Annotated in this window: 14 protein-coding genes and 2 tRNA genes; 14 read left to right on the forward strand and 2 right to left on the reverse strand. The window is 52.8% G+C overall.

Features of this window, described 5'->3' with window-relative positions; all coding sequences use genetic code 11:
- Positions 1 to 60 precede the first annotated feature (60 nt).
- A complete protein-coding gene (locus NH461_RS05210) occupies positions 61 to 1,932 on the reverse strand; it encodes a methyl-accepting chemotaxis protein (RefSeq protein ID WP_261602194.1) in 1,872 nt (623 codons plus the stop codon).
- 257 nt (positions 1,933 to 2,189) lie between these two features.
- Positions 2,190 to 5,489, reverse strand: coding sequence for a miniconductance mechanosensitive channel MscM (gene mscM / locus NH461_RS05215; protein WP_261602195.1), 3,300 nt, complete (start codon positions 5,487 to 5,489; stop codon positions 2,190 to 2,192).
- Positions 5,490 to 5,688: 199 nt separating this feature from the next.
- Between mscM and NH461_RS05220 the strand changes: the two genes are divergently transcribed.
- From NH461_RS05220 to NH461_RS05285, 14 genes are all read left to right on the forward strand, one after another.
- Positions 5,689 to 5,776 (forward strand) — tRNA-Ser (locus tag NH461_RS05220).
- A gap of 6 nt (positions 5,777 to 5,782) precedes the next feature.
- Positions 5,783 to 5,873 (forward strand) — tRNA-Ser (locus NH461_RS05225).
- Positions 5,874 to 6,767: 894 nt separating this feature from the next.
- Positions 6,768 to 7,610, forward strand: coding sequence for a GGDEF domain-containing protein (locus NH461_RS05230; RefSeq protein WP_261602196.1), 843 nt, complete (start codon positions 6,768 to 6,770; stop codon positions 7,608 to 7,610).
- Positions 7,611 to 7,725: 115 nt separating this feature from the next.
- Positions 7,726 to 7,938: a Flp family type IVb pilin gene (locus NH461_RS05235; protein ID WP_261602197.1), complete on the forward strand. Its 213-nt coding sequence runs from the start codon at positions 7,726 to 7,728 to the stop codon at positions 7,936 to 7,938.
- A 40-nt stretch (positions 7,939 to 7,978) separates the two neighbouring features.
- Positions 7,979 to 8,374 carry a prepilin peptidase gene (locus NH461_RS05240; protein WP_261602198.1) on the forward strand — a complete coding sequence of 132 codons (396 nt, stop codon included), beginning with the start codon at positions 7,979 to 7,981 and terminating at the stop codon, positions 8,372 to 8,374.
- Positions 8,362 to 8,844: a TadE family protein gene (locus NH461_RS05245; protein ID WP_261602199.1), complete on the forward strand. Its 483-nt coding sequence runs from the start codon at positions 8,362 to 8,364 to the stop codon at positions 8,842 to 8,844. The genes NH461_RS05240 and NH461_RS05245 overlap by 13 nt, the downstream gene beginning before the upstream one ends.
- 64 nt (positions 8,845 to 8,908) lie before the next feature.
- Positions 8,909 to 9,991: a Flp pilus assembly protein CpaB gene (gene cpaB, locus NH461_RS05250; RefSeq protein ID WP_261602200.1), complete on the forward strand. Its 1,083-nt coding sequence runs from the start codon at positions 8,909 to 8,911 to the stop codon at positions 9,989 to 9,991.
- 70 nt (positions 9,992 to 10,061) lie between these two features.
- Complete coding sequence (locus NH461_RS05255; protein ID WP_261602201.1) at positions 10,062 to 11,324, forward strand: type II and III secretion system protein family protein; 1,263 nt, start codon at positions 10,062 to 10,064, stop codon at positions 11,322 to 11,324.
- A gap of 1 nt (position 11,325) precedes the next feature.
- A complete protein-coding gene (locus NH461_RS05260; RefSeq protein ID WP_261602202.1) occupies positions 11,326 to 12,441 on the forward strand; it encodes a hypothetical protein in 1,116 nt (371 codons plus the stop codon).
- Positions 12,438 to 13,709, forward strand: coding sequence for a CpaF family protein (locus NH461_RS05265; RefSeq protein ID WP_261602203.1), 1,272 nt, complete (start codon positions 12,438 to 12,440; stop codon positions 13,707 to 13,709). The genes NH461_RS05260 and NH461_RS05265 overlap by 4 nt, the downstream gene beginning before the upstream one ends.
- Positions 13,702 to 14,586, forward strand: coding sequence for a type II secretion system F family protein (locus NH461_RS05270; RefSeq protein ID WP_261602204.1), 885 nt, complete (start codon positions 13,702 to 13,704; stop codon positions 14,584 to 14,586). Before NH461_RS05265 ends, NH461_RS05270 begins: the two co-directional genes overlap by 8 nt.
- A gap of 162 nt (positions 14,587 to 14,748) precedes the next feature.
- On the forward strand, positions 14,749 to 15,648 hold the full coding sequence (locus NH461_RS05275; protein WP_261602205.1) for a type II secretion system F family protein: 900 nt from the start codon (positions 14,749 to 14,751) through the stop codon (positions 15,646 to 15,648).
- A gap of 76 nt (positions 15,649 to 15,724) precedes the next feature.
- Positions 15,725 to 16,522 carry a hypothetical protein gene (locus tag NH461_RS05280; protein WP_261602206.1) on the forward strand — a complete coding sequence of 266 codons (798 nt, stop codon included), beginning with the start codon at positions 15,725 to 15,727 and terminating at the stop codon, positions 16,520 to 16,522.
- Complete coding sequence (locus NH461_RS05285) at positions 16,519 to 16,917, forward strand: DUF3613 domain-containing protein (protein ID WP_261602207.1); 399 nt, start codon at positions 16,519 to 16,521, stop codon at positions 16,915 to 16,917. The genes NH461_RS05280 and NH461_RS05285 overlap by 4 nt, the downstream gene beginning before the upstream one ends.
- Position 16,918: the final 1 nt, after the last annotated feature.

The following is a 16,918-nucleotide window of genomic DNA, read 5'->3' on the forward strand; positions in this document are numbered from 1 at the left end:
CTATTGTGGTACATCGAAAAAGCCCCATCAAAAGATGAGGCTGTACCGTGATGGTTTCTGTCAGACTGTAAATGTTTCTAATACTTCAGTTTGCTGCCGAACGCTGTGAACCTGCCTCTCCGTTGCTTGATTAGACGCTTGCGCATCGTTCGAGACTTTCTCGCTCAGCGCTTTGATTTTCAGGGTGTTGGTATTAATTTCTTCAGCCACCAGGCTTTGCTCTTCAGCCGCAGAAGAAATCTGCAGGTTCATCAGATTAATGTGTTGAATCTTTTCATAAATCTCATGAAGCGTCTGTTCGAGTTTCTGTGCATTTTCAACGGTGCTCGTTGAGGATGCCTGGCTTTCGTCCATCACTTTGACCACTGCGCGTGCGCGGGACTGAAGCTGCTCAATGATACTTTGTATTTCTGTGGTTGAGTCTTGTGTCCTGCTTGCCAGAGAGCGAACTTCATCGGCGACCACCGCAAAACCTCGACCATGTTCACCGGCTCTCGCGGCTTCAATCGCAGCATTCAGGGCCAGCAGGTTGGTTTGCTCAGCAATGTCATTAATCACTTGCAGGACTTTGTCGATGTTATTCGTCGATGTCTCCAGTTCTTTGACTTCGATACCCGCTTGGTTAATTTTTTCAGATAACGCGACAATGCTTACCCTGGTGTCAGAAACAAGATCAGTCCCCGTTTGCGCTGCCGTTTCAGCTTGATCTGCAGCGCTGGCAGCTTCTTGTGCATTCCCGGCGACATCGCCGGATGTCGTCGACATTTCGTGCATCGCTGTGGCGAGCTGCTCGAGCTCGCTGAGCTGCATGGCCATTGCCTCGGCAGTCGCTGAAGCGCCTTGGCTGACATGGTCAGCGCCTTGGTGGATGTCCTTAGCCAGCATTTTGAGGTGCTTGATCTTCTCCTGGAGCGATCCGGTGAACTGGTTGAAGCTGTTCGATAACGTTGCAAATTCATCATCCACGTCCGTATCCAGACGTTGCGTCAGGTCACCATGGCCCGAGGCGACATTTCCCATCCCGGTATTGAGCTTGTCCAGTGGCGCCATCAGCTTTGAGATGAAGAAAGACAGCAGTGCCGTCGCAACGACAACGGCGATGAGGCTGAAAATGACAGCCTTGTTGCGAAGGGTGGTCACGCTACTGAATGCCATCTCCCCGTCAATCACAGCCCCGATATACCAATCATAGCCGTTGACCTTCTCGAACGTGATGATCCGCGATTCACCGCTATTGAGCTCGGCAACCTGCTCGACACCCGGTTGGAGCGAAATGTTTGGTAAGAACTCTCTCATGAACTTGCCGTTCAGCGTTCTGTCCGGGTGCGCCAGGACGACATTATCACGGGTGACGATGAACAGATAACCGGAATCCAGGCGAACGTCATTAACAAGATCGGATAAACCTTTGAGGCTCATATCGAAGAACAAAGCGCCTTTGAACTGACCCTGATCATGGAGCGGTGTTGCAATGGAAATGAGCATTTCTTTCGTAGCGGAGTCTGCATACGGGTCGGTCACAATGAGCGTGTTCTGAGTTTTTGTATCGATGTACCAGGGGCGTTTCCTGGCATCCCAGTTTTCACCGGGATTCCAGCTAGCCACACCGGCAATAGGCTTACCGTCAGTTTCTAATCCGCCGCCAACCAACTGAAAGGTGTCATGCAAACTTGCGTTTTGAATTACATCGGTGATGGCGGAATGATCGATATTTTTTTCGGCCAAAGAGGTCACGTACCTGGCTAAAGCTTCATGCTCATGCATCTCGGTATAAACGGTGCGACTCACACCCTGCAGCGCATCCGTGACTGACTCACTGATTTGGCTTTGTACCTCTTCTCCAATCGTGACGTACTGACTAAAGCTCAACAAACCAATGGCTGATAAAAGCAGCGCGGATGATGCGGACACTATCTTGTGGCTAAACTTCATACTTCGACTCCCTGAAATAATCTGCCCATGAAAAGCACATCAACGCGGAGCGATGCCGCATGAGTCTTTCACTTCAACTTTTACAATGCCTCAAAGTTTCGATGGAGACCACCCGTATGTTAAATAAATGTAATGTATTGTCAGTGGTATAGTTGTTTGTGGTGTTTTCGTCACGATTCACAAAGCTCAGCCCCAATCGACTCGACGCTGGCTCACTCGCCTATGCCCTTTATGTCCTTCCCTGGGCGGGGCTGTTTTTATTTGCCGCCCGGGTGGCCTTGCCTGTTTTTGACCGTGACTTCCAGTTGCGGCGAAGCAATCGTGATGTTGTGCTCGATGAATTTTCGTTTAATGCGGCTGTGCATGTCATGGGTCAGAACCAGCCGGTGGGCGGTTTCGGCGGCATAGGCGCGCACTTCGTAGTTCTGGCTATCGGCACTCAGGCTGAGAAAGAAGACTTCCGGAGCCGGGTTGTCCAGCACCAGCTCACACTCCTCCGCGGCTTCGAACAGCAGTTGGGTGACTAACTCCGTATCATCCAGGTATTTGACGCTGATCACCAGCGTCACGCGGGTGATGGGATCGGACAGTGACCAGTTGATAAACTGCTCGGTTACAAACGCCTTGTTCGGGACGATCACCTCTTTGCGATCCCAATCCACAATTGTGGTGGCCCGCGTCTTGATTTTGGCGATCACCCCTGTCAGTTCGCGGATCGTCACGGTATCCCCAATCCGGATGGGCTTTTCAAACAGGATGATCAGGCCGGAAATAAAGTTGGCGAAAATTTCCTGCAAGCCAAAGCCTAAACCGACCCCGAGCGCCGCGATTAGCCATTGCATTTTTGACCAGTCAAAGCCGATCAGCCCGGAGCCGATGATGATCCCGAGGAAAATGGCGGTGTAACGGGTGAGGGAAGTGATGGCATAACCGGTCCCCGGGGAGAGATCCAGATGCTGCAGGATCAACAGCTCCATGGCCCCCGGTAAGTCCCGGGTAATGATGGCCGTGAGCCAGAAGGCCAGGCCGGCAAGCAGGACACTTTTGAGCGAAATCGCGCTGAGTTCATCAATTCCGTCGATCGTGGTTGAAACATCCCACAGGGTGATGTCTTCCAGGAAGGTGATTGCCTGATAAAAATCGGACCAGACCACGGCGACCATGGTCAGATAGATCAGCAACAGCAGTGAGCGCAGCAACCGCAACGACTGGGCGCTGATTCTTTCCAGATCGATTTCCGGCTCTTCGATCTCAATGTGCATTTCGCTGCTGGTAAAGCTTTCTTCTTTGTCTCCCTGCACTTCTGCCAGCCGTTGTGCCAGAATTTCCTGGCGCTTGGCCTTGGCCCGTTCAAAGGCCAGTCGCCTTTTCTGGATCAGCATCAGCCGCTTGATCAGGTAATACACCAGTAGGGTAATGACCCCCATCACCGCGGAGATTTCCAACTTGGTCATCACCGATTGCGAAGAAGTCAGGTAGCCGCTGAGGGCAGTGTAGTTGAGCACCTGTGGGATCAGGATCAACGTCCACCAGAACAGGTTGTGGCCAATATGCGCTTTTCCGGCGGGCAAATCACGATAGGTCATGGGGATTTTTTCATGATACAGGCGCCAGAGGAAAAAGCTGACCGCCAGGTTGCTGATCAGAAACGCCAGTCGTCCCAGCGTTGCATTGACATCAATGTCGCTGTACAGGTTGGCAAAGTTTTGCACAATCGCCAGCGGGAGGTAGATCCAAATTAACCGGCGATAATGGGCAAAACAGCGTTGGACCAGCGCTTGATCCCAGTCGAAGTGGCTGATGAAGATCCCTTCATCCCGAACTAACTCCCGCATAAAGCAGTACACCGCCAGTGAGGCCGGAATCGAGAGCGCCTGGCCGAGGTGATGGATGAAGGGATATTGCCAGGCGTCGCTGAGTAAATAGCCCAATAAACCGACCGCAAACGGGAACGGCCAGGCCAGCAGGAATGCAATGCAGACGTTATAAATGCTGAAGCGGAATTTATCCTGGGTGACTTTGCCGATCTTTTGGCTGGTGGCCTTCAGATATTTCTTCCAGCGCTTTCTGAACCGGCTTAAGCCCAGAAGTAGTATGACGATTGTTGTGAAGACAAAAATCTGGGTGGCCTTGTCGACGGTTGTCGGGATCTTCAATAAATTCACCCACTGGAACGGCGAAAAGAACCACTTCAATTTTTCCCAGGTCCCAATGATCACATTCAGGCTGAGCGGGTTGGTATCCGGTGCCCAGAACAGGCGCTTAATGGCTTGTGCTTTGAGCTCGTTTAAATTGGTATTGAGGTTTTCATAGGCGACTTTGAGGGTCGCTTGTTGATAGATCAGGGTGTCTGAGGTGTTGAGCAGTTGCTCCAGCAGCGCGATGTTGCTCTCCAGCAAGCTTTGGGCTTGTTGCTGCTGCGCCGGGGTCAGGCTGCCGGACCTTGGCCGGGTGATTTCGTTGTTGAGCAGGTCCAGCTGTTGGCGGTATTCATACTTCTGAATTTGGTTGCGGGCGATATCACGATCCAGCGTTTCGATGGGGGGATTGTCCGGCAGTCGGTTGATCCGCGACCGCAGGTTCTCACTGAAAGCCGGGCTTAACTTCAGCCATTCCGCCATGGCTTCGAGATCTGATGCCGTTTGATTGACCACTTCTTCCTGCTCGGCGGCGGTTTGTTGTTGTTGCCGGACCTGGTCAATTTCGTTGACCAGCGTTTCCAGGGCTTTGCCGTAGCGTTCGTTTTGCGCTTGTCGTGTCTGCAAAGCCTGGGGGAGGGGCTCTGATTCGGGCTGAGGTGGTTCCTGCTCCTCGGTTTGTTCATCGATCTCTGCGCGTTGCAGGCGGGTGAGCCGGCGTTCCAGATTATTGCGGTACGCCTGACGGGCTTCGATTTCAGCGTTGCTCAGTTGGATCCGTTGCTTGGCCAGGGTACGTCGGTTCCCGGCACTGAGCTGTTTGGCTTCGAGAGCATAGAGTTGGCTGACATAGTATTCGTGTGCGATTTCCAGTGGCAGCACTAGCTCCGGTGCCGCTTCTTGCTGGCGTTCATGTTTAAGTTGCTTTTCGGTTCGTTTGATCTTTTCGCGCAGCAGTTCCGACTGATAGGAGAAGTCATCAATGCCCTGTTCAATGGCCTGGAGATCATTCTTGTCATCGTTCCGGCTTTGCTCCAGTTGCTCCAGGCGACTATCCTGCTCGGCAACCTCCAGAGTCAGCTGCTCCTGATCCCACGTGTCAAAGTCCGGAAATTGGGTGGCAGAAAAGGCGTTGATCTGCTCTTCGAGTGCCTGGGTCTGTTGATCGAAATTGGTGATTAAATCACGGTATTGCTGGGTCTGACGTTTGAACTCGGCCGTTTTTTCCAGTTGGCGTTTGGCTTGGGTCAGGGTGTCCAGCGCTTTGATGACTTCCGGGGTATTATCCTGCTTCTCCAACGCGTCAATTTGCTGCGTCAGCTGCTGCAGACGATTCTTCGCTTCTTCGGAGTCGGCAAGGCCCGGAAAAGAAGACAGAAGAAGCAACAAAAACGGTATCAATGAAGCCCATTTGATCATGGTGGATTCCTGGTTGTGGTGCAGCAGCAGTGCTGTGTTGAAGTGTAGCAGTGAATAAAAACAAGCGATTGGACTGTATCATAGGCAATTTGCACTATTCCTCAACACTCGTGGCGATTTTCAAGAAAAGCGCTTGACCCTGGTGCGCTAAGCCATTAAATTAGCCGCCGTTAAGACGCAAAGCGTCCAGCAACAATTTGGTGAGGTGTCCGAGTGGCTGAAGGAGCACGCCTGGAAAGTGTGTATACGGCAACGTATCGAGGGTTCGAATCCCTCCCTCACCGCCATATTTCGGAGAGATGGCTGAGTGGTTGAAAGCACCGGTCTTGAAAACCGGCATACGTTTATAGCGTATCTAGGGTTCAAATCCCTATCTCTCCGCCACATTCGAAAAGCCCTGTCGTTAGACAGGGCTTTTTCGTTTTAGCCAATGGGACAGAGGTCCGGAATTTGAAAATCCCCCTATACCCGAAGCGCTCCGCCACATTGAAAAAGCCAGCTTAATTGCTGGCTTTTTTACATCGATTGCTTGGCAAAGAAAGAGATAGGGTGCGAACCCTAGAGTTGGGTTCAGCCGAGCGAAGCAAGACAACGTTGCCAGCCGAAGGCGATTTCAGGCAACGGCCCGAAGGGCGAAGTACATCCGCCATACCCAGAGCGATCTGCCGCATTTTAAAAACGCTGAATGCTCAGCAGTTATTTGTGCCTGAAATCTGAGATGATGTTAATTCTATAATCAAAATAAGCGCATTGTCAGTGTGAATAATCCTGTCAAAATGCATGTGATTTTCGAAAATCACATCCTGATGATTTTCTGGTTCAGCAATCAACGACCCATTAAACACGGCGGACGGCTCTTTATCCTTCACCGCCGAAATAATAAATAAAGATATTTATATATGGAGGTGTTTGATCTTAAAACATGAGAGATATTATATTGTGTGAATTATTAATTATAGCGTGGTGATTTGTTTTTATCGGCTACAATTCTTACACGATGAGGCGTTCATATGGCAGGGAAGGTAAATGTTTACTGAACAGTGGTTGGTGCCGATATTAGAAGTGGCGCTATTGATATTCATTGTGTTGTCTCTGTTTTTATTTATATCCTGGTATTACCAAAGAAGTACATTAAAAACACTTCGGGAGCGAACCCGGGCAAATCAGCGATTGAATATGGCGACTTCAGTGGCTGGTCTTGGTGTTTGGGAATGGGATCTTAAAACAAATAAACTGTTTTGGAATCCATGTTTATTTCATATCTATCAAATCCCTCAGGTGAAACAGTTAACCCTGTCTGAGTGGAAATCCAAGCTCAAAAAATCTGATGGTGATCAGCTGGAAACGCTAAAAAAACTGGCCGGTCAGGATCAACTGCATATGGTCAAGCTGACGTTGGTGGCGACGCCGGATGGCAAACCGCGGGTGATTGAGCTGGTTGCCAGCGGATTGGCTGGTGATAAGGGGCGGCTGATTGGTACCCAACGGGATGTCTCGGACTCGATTGCGATGCAACGTTCGATGAGACAGGCTGCGTTTCAGGATCAACTGACGGGTCTGTTTAATGCCCGGGCACTGGAACAAACCCTGGAAAAAGCGGTGGTGTTATCGGAGGGGACAATCCGGCCATTTGGCTTGCTGTTTATAGACTTAGATGGTTTCAAACAGGTGAACGATACGTTGGGGCATGATGCAGGCGACCTGTTGTTGAAGTATGCCGCCAGGCGGATGCGTTGCTGCCTGCGACTTGAGGATGAAGTGTTTCGTCTGGGTGGGGATGAGTTTGTTGTTTGGACCCCAGCCCATGCGCAGGGTACGGAAAAGCAGGCTCTGATGAAGCAGCTCGCCACCGTCGCGGAGAAGCTGAAAACCGCGTTAACCAAAGTGTTTAAGATCCATGATCAGGAATGTCATATCTCTGCCAGTATCGGTGGCGCTTGTTTTCCTTATGATGCGACTTCTGCCAAGGCTGTGATGAAGTGTGCGGATCAGGCGATGTATCAGGCGAAGGAGAGTGGCAAAAATCAGTTTGTTCAGCATGTTATGGCAGAGGCCCGGCCAGGGAACCCGGTCTTTGATTCTTCCATTCTGGTTGCAGGTGAAAAAAGTTCGGACATTTGAATAAATTTATTTAGACAAAATTGATCTCTGTTCTAATCTTTAAAAAAGCAAGAAGATTTCTCAGGAATGAGTTTGACAAAGTCGTAATTTTGTATATGTGGTGTTGAGGTGTGTCATGGATGTTTCAAACGCTATTTTAAAATCTTTCTGTAAAATATGTTCCCGTCTGTATCGTGAAGAAAAAGGTGCTTCAGCGATTGAGTATGTATTGATCGCTGCTGTGGTTGTAGGACTGTTGAGCACTGTATCAGATCAATTGAGTTCTTCGATTGGTGCTGTTAATACTAAACTTTCCTCCGCAGTTTCAACAATTAACTCTGGTGGTTAACAATAAGTAATTCTAGTCGGGTGTGTTGATGATTTCCCTTATGTTTTTATTGTTATCTTGTTTTTCCATTTTGGATTTAACCCAATCAAAAGTCGATAATAGAGCCGTTTTTCTGTTTTTGATTTTATCTGTTTATATGTTAATTATTGGGGAAGGGATAACAGGTGAAGGGCATGAACTATCATTATTCGCTGTTACTTTAGTATTGTTAGTATCTATTCCTGGATTTGTTTTTAATGTCTTTGGTGCTGCTGATGTGAAAATATTATTGATTATTTCTTTAATCTCGCCCTTTTCACTGATGCTGGATATTCTGCTTTATACCTTTATTGCATTTATGCTGTATTGGTTGATTGCGGTTCGGGATACCAAGGTGCATGCCCCCTTTATTCCGAGCTTGTTGGTCGGAATGGGAATTGCGGTATGGCTGGTTTGAAAAAGCGTCAGGGTCGTCAACGCGGAGCGGCAGCGTTGGAGGTTGTGTTACTCACTCCGGCGGTGTTACTACTGATGTATACCATTGCCCAGTACAGCCTGATGTTTGTCGCAACCCAATTATTTACTTATACGGCAGAAGAAGCATTGCGTCGCAGCATCTCTTTTGTCGACCGTAACTGTTACTACGGCGGGGAGTGTACAGAAAGTGGACTGCTTGCCAAGATTGAATCTAATGGCGCTATTGCCATTGAAGGCATAGCCGGTGAACCGCCGATGTTGTTTGGCAAGAGTTTATCAAATGTTGAGCTGTTTATGATCAAGGCTTCTACTTACGAAACGCTTTCATCTGAAGATGATGTGTGCTGTAAGGTAACGGTCACGTACCAGTACAGCCAGGCGCCGTTTCTGCCCAGTATGGGCTTGCCTATCCCGGAAACGTTAACCGGGACAGCCATGCTTACCATGTAGTATCGATGAACAAGACCTAGATTGATTGCTAGCCAAGTTGATGAATTGGAAGAAGGCGGTAGGTATGCAGGGAAAAAGTTTAAAAATCGCTGCTGCAGTGTTGTTTGGACTGGCAATCTTGGTCGGCCTGTACGGCGCTCGTCTCAGTCAGTCACCCCCTTCGGCTGCGGTACAAGTGCAAGCGCCGCCGACTGTCACGATACCTCATTTCGCCGCCGATCTGCCGGTGGGTACGGTATTGCGGGCGGAGATGATTCAGCCGATGCCGGTGGCTCAGCCTTTGGTGAAAGACATTCGCGATCCTGCAGCGTATTACGGCCGTCGATTAATTCAGCCCGTAGTGGCCGGCAGCCGGCTGCGAGATACCATGTTCTCCCGCCCCCGGCCTTTAATGGATGAACTGAAACCGGGTTTTCGGGCCATTGCGCTGCAAGCCAATGCTCTGACCGTGGTGGGTGGGCATCTGCAAAGCGGAGACTGGGTCGATGTGCTTTATCTGCTACGGGCGAATAAAGAGTCGGGCAGTCACAGTACGGCGCGACGGCTATTGAGTCGGATTCAGGTGCTGGCGGTCGGTCTGGAAACCATTGGTCAGGCGGAGCCCTCCAGTCAAAGCGGCAAAGGGAATCGCGACAGTGCACGGACCATTGTGCTGGCGATCCCGGAAGCCGAAACCCCGCAGTTGCTGCTGGCTGAAAGTACCGGTCAGTTGCGCCTGACGCTGGTCAGCCCGGAGGAACTCCTGCATCCGTCGCTTGCTGTTCAGGCTGTGGCCGCTGAAACGCCGGTTTCCGATCTCTTGAAGACAGATGCGGCCGACTCAATCGTGCCGAGTAAAACGGCAAGCGTGCAAAGCGCAGGGAAGACCCAAGCCGTCACAGCCATGACTCCCGTTACAGCCATTACACAGCATGCAACACCGACCCAGGTCTCAAACCTCACCGGAGGACAACTCGCGACGCAGCGACCAAGCACCGACCCTGAAACGCAAGAAGATAGTTATGTGATCTCGTTGAAAACCCTGGGGGGTTATCAGGAAGTGGATGTGCCTGCGGCAAAACCGCCCCCGGTGAAGTACCGCTATGTTGCCCCAAGTGTTGAAGTGTATCAGGGGGAATCCCGCGCCTTAGTGCAGACCCGGTTTTAACAGGAAGAAACGTATGTCACATCAGGATGTGTTACGGCAATTAATAGCGTCCCAAACCGGTGGAGATGGGGTGTGGTATCACACAGCTTGGTTCCGGCGGGGCGGTTGGTTTCAGCGGGGTGGGTGGGTGCGCCGCCGGGTGGTTGGCCTCTGGTTCCCCTGGTTCTTGCGTCGCCCTGCTACGTTCACGTTTTTTTTGTTTTGGCTGCTGACTGTGTTGCCGTTTCCGACACTGGCGGCCAATTATCAGTTAGCCTCCGGTCAGCAACATACCGTTCGGGCGGAGAGCCGGATTGTACGGGCTGCGATTGGTGAGCCGGCCATCGCCGGGCTCAAGGTGCTCAGCAGCAAAGAACTACTGATCACCGGCAAGCAGGCTGGTGTCACAACATTGCTGGTCTGGTTGTCCGGCCTGGATGAGCCGGTGCGTCACCGCATATCGGTGATGCCCGATGCAATCGCCACGACCAACATTCAGGTCCAGACCGATATCAAAGTGATCGAAATCAGTCGCCATGCCTTAAAGGAAGCCGGATTTTTCTTTGGCAAGCAAGGCAATTCCTTTTTCGGAATCGGCAACAGCGGTGCATTGTCGGGGGCTGATTTCGACGGCAACCTGCTCACCAACAACAACTTTTTGCCGGGATCCGGCTCATTTAACCTGGTTGCCGGTAATGTGGTGGACGGACTGCTGGGCACCATCAGTGCCCTGAGTCGTAACGGCTTTGCCTATACGCTGGCCGAGCCTAGCTTGGTGACTATGTCCGGCCATACTGCAACGTTTCTGGCCGGTGGCGAGTTTCCTTATCCGGTCAGCAGCGGGGATGGTGACATCAGCATTGATTTCAAAGAGTTCGGCGTTCGCTTGAATCTGACGCCGACGGTGGTTCCGGATGATCGGATCATGCTGAAAGTCGCACCCGAGGTCAGTGAACTGAACTACGCCCAGGGGATCAGCTCAGCCGGGATCCTGGTGCCGGGGCTGTCGGTGAGGCGCACCGACACCACGGTACAGCTGGGGAACGGTGAAAGTTTTGTTATCAGCGGGCTGGTCAGCCGCAATACCCTGAAAAACGCCGACCGGTTTCCCGGTCTTGGCGACATTCCGATTCTGGGCGCTTTTTTCCGCTCCACCCGTTTTGACAGCAGTGATAAGGAAATCATGATGGTGGTGACGCCCCATCTGATTAAGCCGTTTTCCCGCAATACCCCATTGCCGCCACTGCCGGGGGAAATGTACCGCAATTTTGAACCAAATTTTTTCGAGTTGATTTTTCTCGACAAAGAGCCGCGGCCACTGCCTGCCGGTATGGGATTCTCTCAGGAGGGATAGCATGAATTTAGTGGCTTACGATGTGAGCGGGCAGCACAAGCAACAGATTGTCGATGCCACGCCGTCAGGGGCAACCCTGAGCTGGCTGGAATCGCCGGAATGTCTGACGTCTCTGGCAGCCTGGCGGCAGGCGCAGGTGTTGGTGATTGCGGCGGCGAGTTGGCCGGACAGAAGCGTTGAGTATCTGATTGAGACATTTTCCCCCCGTCATGTGGTGCTGGTGGACCTGACGCCAGAGTGTCATTGGTACGGCACCAAGCATCACAACAACCTGCACTTATGCGAAGGCGAGCGGCTTGCCGAACTCCTCAACAGTCTGATCGCGATGGAGGTCGTGTCGGCTTCCACCCACCTGGCATTGCTGTCGGCGCGCAATGACTTTGACAGTGCATTACTGGCCATCTCCCTGGCCTGGCAAATGGCGGTGAGTGATCAGCAGGCCGTATTGATCCTGGATTTGGGGCAACCCAGCAGCGACATTGCCAACTACTTAAACAAACCGGCCGGGATTGACTTTATCAGCCTGCAGGAGAAAAAAGCCTGTATCAGTAAACCCTGGCTGCTGGCGCAAGGGGTCGCGCTCCACCCGATGATCCATGTCATCGGCATGCCGGACAACGAACAGTTTGATGCCGTCACCAAAGAGGTGTTACTGGCGGTGATGGAAAAACTGGAAGCGGCCTATGACAGTATCATCATTAATCTGGCTGGGATCCCCCCATGCCCGCTGGTGTTCTTTCTTGCCAAGTACTGCCAGCAACACTGGCTGTTGTCCGATCAGAAAAATGTCAGCCTGGCCAATACCCGCCGGTTGGCGGAATCGCTGTTTCAAGTCGGGGTCAGGCCCGGTGGGGTCAATGTGGTGCTTGCCCCGTTTCTCCCGCAAGTGTTACCGGGAAAGACCATGATTGCCAGTCAACTGGCATTGCCGATCCGGGGCGAACTGCCATGCGCACACACACTGACCACGGATATTAATGCCGGGACCTTGTTGCCGCCGACCGGCCAGTTCAAAGAGTTCTTGCAGCAAGTTGAAAAGCTGTTGTCGTTGAAACCGGAAAAACCGCACTGGTTGATGAAATTCGGATGGCGATACAGCGCAGGGAGTGAAACATGAGCGATATGACGGACGCTATCGTCTGGCCCCACCGGGAGCTGGCGATACAGGAAGATGAATCCCGCCTGGAACTCAAAGCAGAACTGCACCGGTTTGTGATTGAGCGCCTGGAAGATGACGGCCTGATGTACGAGATGGAGCGTCAGGAGCTGCAGGGGTATGTCCATGATTACGCCCGGATTTATTTCAAGCAGCACCAAGGCGCTCATTTTCCTCAGGATATGAACGCCCTGGTCAATGAACTTCTGGATGAAATCGTCGGGTTCGGGCCATTACAGAACCTGCTCGACGATCCGGATGTGGACGACATTCTGATCAACGGGCCGAAGCTAATCTATGTTGAGCGGCAAGGACAACTGACCAAGGTGCCGTTTCGGTTCATGAACGATCAGCATGTGTTGCGGGTGATCCGCCGGATGCTCGCGCCGCTCGGTCGGCGGATTGATGAGGCCAACCCGATGGTGGATGCCCGTCTGCCCAACGGCAGCCGGATCAATGCGGTGATCCCGCCGCTGGCAATCGACGGCCCTTGTTTATCAGTGCGTAAGTTCAAAGCAGAGTCGATTGATATCGATACCCTGTTGCAAAACGGCGCCATGAGCGTCGCTATGCACCAACTCCTGATGAGGTGTGCCCGGTCGCGGTGCAATGTGTTGATCAGCGGCTCAACCGGCTCGGGGAAAACCACGTTGCTCAATGTGCTCAGCCAATACATCAATGCCGGCGAGCGGGTGGTGACCATTGAAGATGCGGCCGAGTTGCAACTGAGAAATGGCCATGTGGTCCGCCTGGAAACCCGGCCGCCGAACTCGGAAGGCCAGGGGGAAGTGACCCCGCGGGATCTGCTCAAGAATGCCCTGCGGATGCGGCCGGATCGGATCATTCTCGGTGAAAGCCGGGGTGGGGAAGTGCTGGATATGCTCCAGGCAATGAATACCGGGCATCAGGGCTCCATGAGTACCCTGCATGCCAACTCGCCCCAGGATGCCTTGCTGCGGTTGGAGATGATGGTCACCATGACCGGTTTTTCGTCAACCGAAGTGCTGATTAAGCAAATGATCGCGACAGCCCTGGATCTGGTGATCCAGGTGGCGCGTCTGCCCAGTGGCCGCCGGGTGATCACCCATATTGTCGAGATCCAGGATGTCGCAGACGGGCAGATTCGTACCCAGGTGTTATATGCCTATCAGCCGGCTGGCGAAGATTTCAGAGCGGTGGACGGGATGTCTGCCGCGCTCCGGGAAAAAGTGGGGGATGATCGTGAATAGCCTCTTCATTATCGCCGGGATTTTATTGTTGGCCGGTGCCGGCCTGCTGTTGTTTGCGGCGCGCGCCCAGGCCTCTGTTGCTTCTGAAGCGCCAGAAGAGGCACAGTCTCATGAGCATGAACGACCCGTACGGTCGCGGACCGGGCAAGAGGTTGCGGTGGAGATTTGGCAACAGCTCGGTCTGAGTACCTCGGTTGGGTTGACTGTGCTGTATTTCATGCTCCAGCTAGGGCTGATCTACGTGGCGCAGCGGCTGGCCGGACTTTCCGGGATCGGCGTCAGTTGTGGGCTCGCCGTGACCGGGTTGCTGCTCATGGGCCAGCTGCGAAAAAGCCGGATTCGCCGGAGGATCATCCGTCAGCTGCCCGGTTTTATTGAGCAATTGAACCGGCGGGTCAAAGTCGGGCTGTCGTTGAACCAGGCGCTGATCCGCACCGTGCCGACGATCGAAGCCCCGTTGCAATCTGTGGTGGAGCGGGTGATCCGTCGGGGGGAGTTGGGGACTGAGCTGTATGTGTCGTTCAGCAAAGAATCCCGGTTAACCGGCGTGAAAGAGTTTCAGCTGCTCGGCCTGGTATTTAAGGTCAACCACCAGTTTGGCGGCAGTGTCAGTCAGGCACTGGATAACCTGGTTGAGTTGCTGCAGCAAGATGATCGCAGCCAGCGTGAGCTGAAATCTCTGACCGGGGAAACCCGGGTGACGGCCTGGGTGATGGGAGTGACGCCATCGTTGATGGCGGTGTTCATGCTGGCCAACGATCCGCACTCGCTTCAGGCGATGTGGGCGGATGAACAGGGAAAACTGGCACTGCAGCTCGCGCTGGGCTCGCAGTTGTTCGGGGTGGTGTTGCTCTGGCGGATGCTACGGGCGTTGTAATGCGTTGTTTTAGCTTGAGCTCTGGCAGCTTGAGTCATTGTCGTTTGGGTTTTATGTCGCTTGGGTTATGTGTTGCTTGGGTTTTATGTCGTTTGAGTTATTTGTAGTGATAGCAGTTGTCCCTGCAGTAAGGGGCCTCGAGAGGTTGTGATGGCGATATCCATGAGTTTGTCCACGTATTGGCTTCTGGCTGGTGTTTTTCTGCTGGCCAGCGCCGTGAGTTTGATTGTGCTGTCCCTCAGAATGCAACGTGCCCGGAGTGTCGAGCAGAATCTGGCGCGAACCATGGCTCAGGTCACCCGACGAGAAGCCATGTTCCAGCAAAGCCAGGCGATTTGGCGACAAACTAAATACCTGCGTTTCTCCTCGGTGTCAGATATTCAACTGCTGCTGCGCAAAGCCGGGTATCTCACCAATCGCGAGCAAACGTCTTGTTTGCTGAAAGTGATGCTGGTTTGGGCGGCGATGCAGGGGATCGTCATCACGGCAATGCTTGAGCGTCAGGTGGCTTCAGGGCAGGCCATGAGCCTTTTGGTGTTAAGTACCGCGGGAGGCGCCTATCTGGCTTTGCAGTGGCTGAAAAAGAAAGTGGCAGCACGCGCTAAATTGATTGATGAAGAACTGATCATGGGGTTGCAGATGATGAAAACCCTGTGGGACGTCGGGTTGTCACTTGAGAGTATGCTTCGTGCGTATACGGCGGAACTGAAAGAGATGACCCCGGAAATGAACAAAGAGCTGCTGCTGGCGCTGAGCAAGATTGAAGCGGGGCAGGAGCGGGCCTGGGTGTTTGCGGAAGTCGCCCGGGTCAATGAGTCCATGGGCATGCAGGATTTACTGAATATGTTCGCTCAGGTCTCTGATTCCGGCGGCAGTATGTCGGACTCGCTGGCCCAGTTCACTGTCTTGCTTCGGGATCGTCGGCGAACACAGCTGCAGGAAAAGGTCAGCAAGCTCTCGGGCCGGATGTCAATTGTCATGATGCTGTTTCTGTTCCCGCCCCTGTTTGTGGTGTTAGCCGGACCGGGCATGATGGCGCTGGGGTGGGCGCTCGGCAATTAAATATCATTCACAGGACAGCGCGGCAGTCATACCGGAAAACGAACAGATCAGAAGATAAGAAGACAAGGAGTGTCTGATGACAGATTTCATCAATCCATGGAATCAACGGTGTCACAATCGACACCTAAGGATCGCTTGGATCGTCGTGCTGAGTATCGGGATGTTCCTGGTCCTGAGCGGGTGTTCGAGTTCTCCGTCGTCGCAGGCAGCAGCGTCGGCATCGAGCGGAGTCTGTGGCGAGTCGTTGTCTGCCGAACAAGGTGTGAAGTTGTCGCTGATCCGCCAGCAATTGCGACAGGCCCAGTATTACTCTGCTCTGGCCGAACTGGAGATGTTGCCGGAACGTTCACTCAGCACCGATTTGCTGCGAGCCTACAGCTATCGAAAACTGGGTAAGTGGTCGCTAGCGGCGGAAATTTATCATGATCTACAAACCACGTGTCTGGCCGGGCAGGCTTATCACGGGCTCGGCTTGATTGCGGCCTATCAGGACGATCTGGATCAGGCCATGCACTGGCTGAGCCTGGCCGCGAAAGCTTCCCCGATCACGGCGGATATTCGAAATGACTTGGGATTTTTGCTGCTGATCACCGGGCAGGATGCGTTGGCGCGCGATGAATTACTGACCGCGTTGGAGCTCAATCCTGAACATCAAAATGCAGCGAAAAATTTATGGTTTGTGTTGCTGAAAAATCAACAGTATCGGATGGCTGAACAGCTTGCGAGTCGGTTTCAATGGCAATCCGGTGAGCGACAAGAGGTTCTGAATGCGATTGCGGTATTCAGGCCGCTGTCGCTCGGCCAGTCCCCGGTTCAGGGTCAGCTTCCCGAGCCGATGTCTGCGCGTTCGTCGACCATGGAGGTTGTGCAATGAGAGTGCATATCGTTGAGTTGAAGCGAGTGGGGGTGGTCTTATTGGTCGCCAGTTTGTTCAGTGCGCCGGCACAGGCGCTGAAAGGCCCGCGGACGACCGCTGCACTGGCACCGCCGGCCAAACCGATTCCGATGCCGCCAAGGCAATCGACGACGGCGTATCAGTCTGCCTCTGTACCGCAGACGACCCTGAAGACCAAGGGGAGTGTGGGCTATCCCGGTAAAAAGAGTGAAACCCGGGTGTGGCTGAACCTGCAGGCGGGCGGCATGTTGGCCACAGATTATGATGACGCCTTATCGCCGGAAGCGGCGGACAAGGCCCAGCAGCGAATGCTGCAAAGTTTCAGCAACCCGATCCCGGCGAGGTTTATCGCCGATTCTCTCGGGGGAGGCTGAG

This window comes from Photobacterium sp. TY1-4 (genome assembly GCF_025398175.1).
Classification (GTDB): Bacteria; Pseudomonadota; Gammaproteobacteria; order Enterobacterales; family Vibrionaceae; genus Photobacterium.

What these genes read in the sequence shown, in the direction of transcription:
- NH461_RS05280 (WP_261602206.1), top strand. Translation starts at nt 15,725, where the DNA reads ATGACAGATTTCATCAATCCATGGAATCAACGGTGTCACAATCGACAC.
- cpaB (WP_261602200.1), top strand. Translation starts at nt 8,909, where the DNA reads ATGCAGGGAAAAAGTTTAAAAATCGCTGCTGCAGTGTTGTTTGGACTG.
- NH461_RS05210 (WP_261602194.1), bottom strand. Translation starts at nt 1,932, where the DNA reads ATGAAGTTTAGCCACAAGATAGTGTCCGCATCATCCGCGCTGCTTTTA.
- NH461_RS05240 (WP_261602198.1), top strand. Translation starts at nt 7,979, where the DNA reads ATGTTTTTATTGTTATCTTGTTTTTCCATTTTGGATTTAACCCAATCA.
- NH461_RS05275 (WP_261602205.1), top strand. Translation starts at nt 14,749, where the DNA reads ATGAGTTTGTCCACGTATTGGCTTCTGGCTGGTGTTTTTCTGCTGGCC.
- NH461_RS05265 (WP_261602203.1), top strand. Translation starts at nt 12,438, where the DNA reads ATGAGCGATATGACGGACGCTATCGTCTGGCCCCACCGGGAGCTGGCG.
- NH461_RS05260 (WP_261602202.1), top strand. Translation starts at nt 11,326, where the DNA reads ATGAATTTAGTGGCTTACGATGTGAGCGGGCAGCACAAGCAACAGATT.
- NH461_RS05235 (WP_261602197.1), top strand. Translation starts at nt 7,726, where the DNA reads ATGGATGTTTCAAACGCTATTTTAAAATCTTTCTGTAAAATATGTTCC.
- NH461_RS05245 (WP_261602199.1), top strand. Translation starts at nt 8,362, where the DNA reads ATGGCTGGTTTGAAAAAGCGTCAGGGTCGTCAACGCGGAGCGGCAGCG.
- NH461_RS05285 (WP_261602207.1), top strand. Translation starts at nt 16,519, where the DNA reads ATGAGAGTGCATATCGTTGAGTTGAAGCGAGTGGGGGTGGTCTTATTG.
- mscM (WP_261602195.1), bottom strand. Translation starts at nt 5,489, where the DNA reads ATGATCAAATGGGCTTCATTGATACCGTTTTTGTTGCTTCTTCTGTCT.